General features: G+C 36.2%; 3 protein-coding genes and 2 pseudogenes (1 of these 5 cut by a window edge). 3 read left to right on the top strand and 2 right to left on the bottom strand.

What is annotated here, in order from left to right:
- The 3 genes and pseudogenes from LEP1GSC062_RS11175 to LEP1GSC062_RS21735 all read left to right on the top strand — a co-directional run.
- The coding region (locus LEP1GSC062_RS11175) for a transposase (protein WP_020984267.1) at positions 1-270 on the top strand (270 nt) is incomplete at its 5' end.
- A 98-nt stretch (positions 271-368) separates the two neighbouring features.
- Positions 369-1,264, top strand: a pseudogene (locus LEP1GSC062_RS21740) (IS982 family transposase).
- Positions 1,174-1,599 (top strand): annotated as a pseudogene (locus tag LEP1GSC062_RS21735) (transposase); the annotation flags it as partial. The pseudogenes LEP1GSC062_RS21740 and LEP1GSC062_RS21735, both read left to right, overlap by 91 nt.
- Before the next feature lie 128 nt (positions 1,600-1,727).
- Here LEP1GSC062_RS21735 and LEP1GSC062_RS11155 read toward each other — a convergent pair.
- Both LEP1GSC062_RS11155 and LEP1GSC062_RS11150 read right to left on the bottom strand, forming a co-directional pair.
- Entirely contained in the window at positions 1,728-3,290 is a 1,563-nt protein-coding gene (locus LEP1GSC062_RS11155; RefSeq protein WP_020984276.1) for a PDZ domain-containing protein, read from the bottom strand.
- A gap of 14 nt (positions 3,291-3,304) precedes the next feature.
- A protein-coding gene (locus LEP1GSC062_RS11150) for a S1C family serine protease (RefSeq protein ID WP_039941860.1) crosses the window boundary here: on the bottom strand, positions 3,305-3,825 show its end. 988 nt of this gene lie beyond the right edge of the window; the window shows 521 of its 1,509 coding nt (coding positions 989-1,509); its start codon lies off the right edge, out of view — the gene reads right to left on this strand; the stop codon is at positions 3,305-3,307.

Genomic DNA, 3,825 nt, shown 5'->3' with positions numbered 1-3,825 from the left:
AGAGATGAAAAGGCAATTGAAACTTGGAAAACGAAAACTTGGCCCGGTATAAAAAAAGCAGAGAATGAAGGGTTTAAGGTCATATTTTTAGATGAAAGCGGAATCAGCCAGAATCCATATACGATAAAAACTTGGAGCTTAATAGGTAAGACACCGATCCTTCGTCACAAGATGTCTTGGAAAAAGTTATCAGTAATCGGTGCTATTTCTAAAAAAGATTTTCACTTTCAGATCATAACAGGCTCTGTTAAAAGCCAGGACCTTTTTTAACGTGAGTTCGGCCTAAGGAGGAAAAAAGAGAAAAATCTTGTACAGAAAAGCGCCAGATCACATATTGAACTAAATTTCCAGCAAGAAAGGGGTTAAATATGGATCTGACAGAGATATTTTGTGCGATAGACGATTATTGTACACAACAAAAAATAAACTGGAACGTGAAAATACTTTTGTCCGGTGGTTCGAAAAAGAAACCGAAAATTTCAGTTAAGCCTGAGTGAAGTAGCAACGATTGTTGTCTGTTTTCATCTTTCTCATTATAGAGAATTTAAAAATTATTATCTGATAGAAATAAAAAAGAATTTAAAATCGGAATTTCCAAAAGCTGTAAGTTACAATCGTTTTGTTGAACTGATGCCTAACGCGTTATCTGTCATAGCTTCCTTTCTATCAAATTCTTGTCTGGGAAAATGTTCCGGAATATCGTTCATTGATTCTACGATTCTTTGGAGTATGCGACAACAGAAGAATCCATTCTCATAAAGTATTTAAAGATACTGCACAACGAGGGAAATCGAGCACAGGCTGGTTTTATGGCTTTAAATTGCATTTAATCGTAAATGATCAAGGTGAAATATTATCATTTATGATTACTCCTGGAAACGTCGACGACAGGAATTCGAAAGTGATTTTTCCACTTGTTAAGAATATTCACGATAAACTTTTCGGAGATAGAGGTTATATCAGTCAATCTTTGTTTGAAAGTCTTTATGAAAAAGGAATTCAACTCATTACAAAACTTAAAAAGAATATGAAAAATAAATTAATGCCCTTAGTTGATAAAATTCTTTTAAGAAAAAGAGCTATCATTGAATCCGTAAATGATGAACTTAAAAATATTTGTCAGATTCAACATACTAGACATCGAAGCTTTTTCAATTGGGCTGTTAATTTATTAAGTGGGTTAGTCGCATTTTCATTTTTTCCAAAAAAACCTTCTTTGAATTTGAGATCCAAAGACAATTTACAACTTTTACTCTCTCCTTAGGCCGAACTCACGTTATTTATTTTTTAAATATACTTCTAAAGGAAAATCGCAAAAAGATTTTAATAGTTTGGGATAATTTATCTGCTCATAAAAGCAAAGCAATGAATGAATTTTTAAAAGCAAATGAGAAAAGGCTTCGAGTAGAATTTTTGCCTCCTTATGCTCCGGAGTTAAATCCTCAAGAATATATCTGGTGTCGTTGGAAGAAAAACTATATGGCTAATTTTTGTCCGGAGAATCTTAGCCAATTGATTCAAAGAACTAAATCTACTTTAGGTATATTGAAATCAAATACAATCAGTTTTGATAGTTATTGGAAACAAGCTGGTATTTAGGTACTCATTTTTATAGAAGTGTCCTATAATGAAGAAAAAGTCCTTAAAAACAAGAATTTCAAATTTTCGGATGAAACGTAAAATCTTAACGAAACCTAAAACAAGAACTTTCGAATCTCAGGCGATTTTTAATTCCCGTTCTCTGAAAAACGAATTTTATAACTCTTGTAAATTCTTTCGTTAATCTCCGTTAATTTCGTTCTATCCAAAGCGATCTCGGTTCCATCGTCCAAAGAAATCAAAGCATAATCGGATTTACCTTGTCTGATATTTCGTTTTAAATCCCGGACCGATTTCACATTTTGGCCGTCGATTTTTTCCACGATCTTAAAACTAAGATCGTGGAAACCGTTATTGGATTCATCCGGAAGAACTTGAGAAAGAAGAACGATCTTTCCGACATCCCCCTCTTTTTCGTGAAACTTATAATAATCATAAAGATAGAGAAGTTTTCGATCCACTCTGGATCTCCAATCCTTTCCCCATTCTTCCAAAAGGGGTTCAGAAAGTTCCAGAAACACAAAGCCACCTTCCACCGCGAAATCGTTGGAAGCGGGAATATTTTTAAACGGAATTCGAACCGCCGAATAAGGGAACGGTTTCAACTTCATACTCAAACGAATCTTTTTTTTATCCCTCAGTACAAGCATAGGAATTTCTTTTCCTAATGAATATCCGAACGAATCCCCAGAGTGTGCCAAAAAGGAAAGAACTTGTTTCCCATACAAAGGATGTTCGATATATCCTTTCGAATCTACATTCTTATCCCCAAATTCGAGAATGATATCCTCAAGTTTCAGGACTCCGCTCGCCGAAGAGCCTGGAATTACATCTGCGACTAAAATTCCGGAATCGGATTTTTCCATACCGTAATATTTTTTTACAGAGTCGTCCGTAATCGGACGAAAACGAAATCCTTTATAACTGAATACGTCGGTTCCCGGAGTCTCGATAAATTTTTGAATGACAAAAGAGGGAATGATTCTCCCTGAATTTTTTCCAGAAATAAAATCATAAAGAATACCGGAAACTTTTCCACTCTCAATCGCAACTTCTCCAAAACCATTCAAACCCTCGCTGGAACTCACGTCCACAACGGGAAGTTCTACCTGACCAAGAGGCATCTGATCCATGTCCATACTCAAAAAAGTCACGCTTGTTGTTTGAATCGAACCCGAGTTATCAAGTTGGTAAACGTTGACCTGCTTCGGAAACACGACAACCGAGGAAAACGTAAGCGGGATAAGATCATCGAAGAAATTCTTTTTCTCGACTCGAAGGAGAGCCAGATTGGATTCCGGATCATGACGAAACACTACCGCTTTTATCTCGGAATAGGAAGAATATTTTTTTACTTCGATCAAAGTCGCATCCGGTAGAAGCGAATAGGGAATCAGGATTCGATTTCCTTCTGTGACTACCCCAACTCCTCTTCGAACCCTAGGATTCTTTTTCTTCCAAGGTTGATGGTATTCGGGCTCCTGAAAAGTGACTTTGATCTGAACGATACTTTTATGATAGATTTCCTGAGTGCCCGACGTTTTCGCTAAAGATACGGATTCTTTTTTCGTATCGTAATTCGTTTTTTTCGTTTTATAATGTTTTTTTTTAATGAGAATAAGATCCGATTTCTCGGCAAAAATCCCCAACGAAAAACAGATAAATATCGGCATGATCCAGATTTTTAACATTATAATTTCCTTAATTATTCCAGACCGTAAATTTTACGGATTTTTTCGTCCGCCTTTTCAGCTTCCTCGCGGTCCAAAACGAGAGGAACCTGAATATCTAAAAATTTCAAACGAAGATACTTATCCTTGGATTGCTTCAAGATCTTTCTTAGATCGCTTAATTCCGTAACAGGAATCCCGTTCACAGATTCCAAAACAAGGTTCACAAAATATTCCGCGGAAGAATTGATTGGATGAGAAAGTTTCCGGTATAAAACCACGTCGGTTTTTTTTGTACGGTTCAGTCCGTCTTCTATGAAGTAAAAAAATCTATATAAAAGCTGACTTCCTCCGGAAGTATTGCCGCCACGACCCCAACTCGTAATCAAATCTCGAGACATTTCTTGAAATAAAAGTCCACCGATCATTTCGAAATCATACTGTTTATCGTATTGATTTCTCATAAAATCGAAATCAGGCATACGACGTGCCGGAAAAGAAACAGACATTTCTTTTCCATTCCTATACAGTTTGAAAGAGATTTTGTCCCCTGCGT

It is taken from the genome of Leptospira alexanderi serovar Manhao 3 str. L 60 (genome assembly GCF_000243815.2).
Lineage (GTDB): Bacteria > Spirochaetota > Leptospiria > Leptospirales > Leptospiraceae > Leptospira > Leptospira alexanderi.
This window is presented reverse-complemented; position numbering and strand designations above follow the sequence as displayed.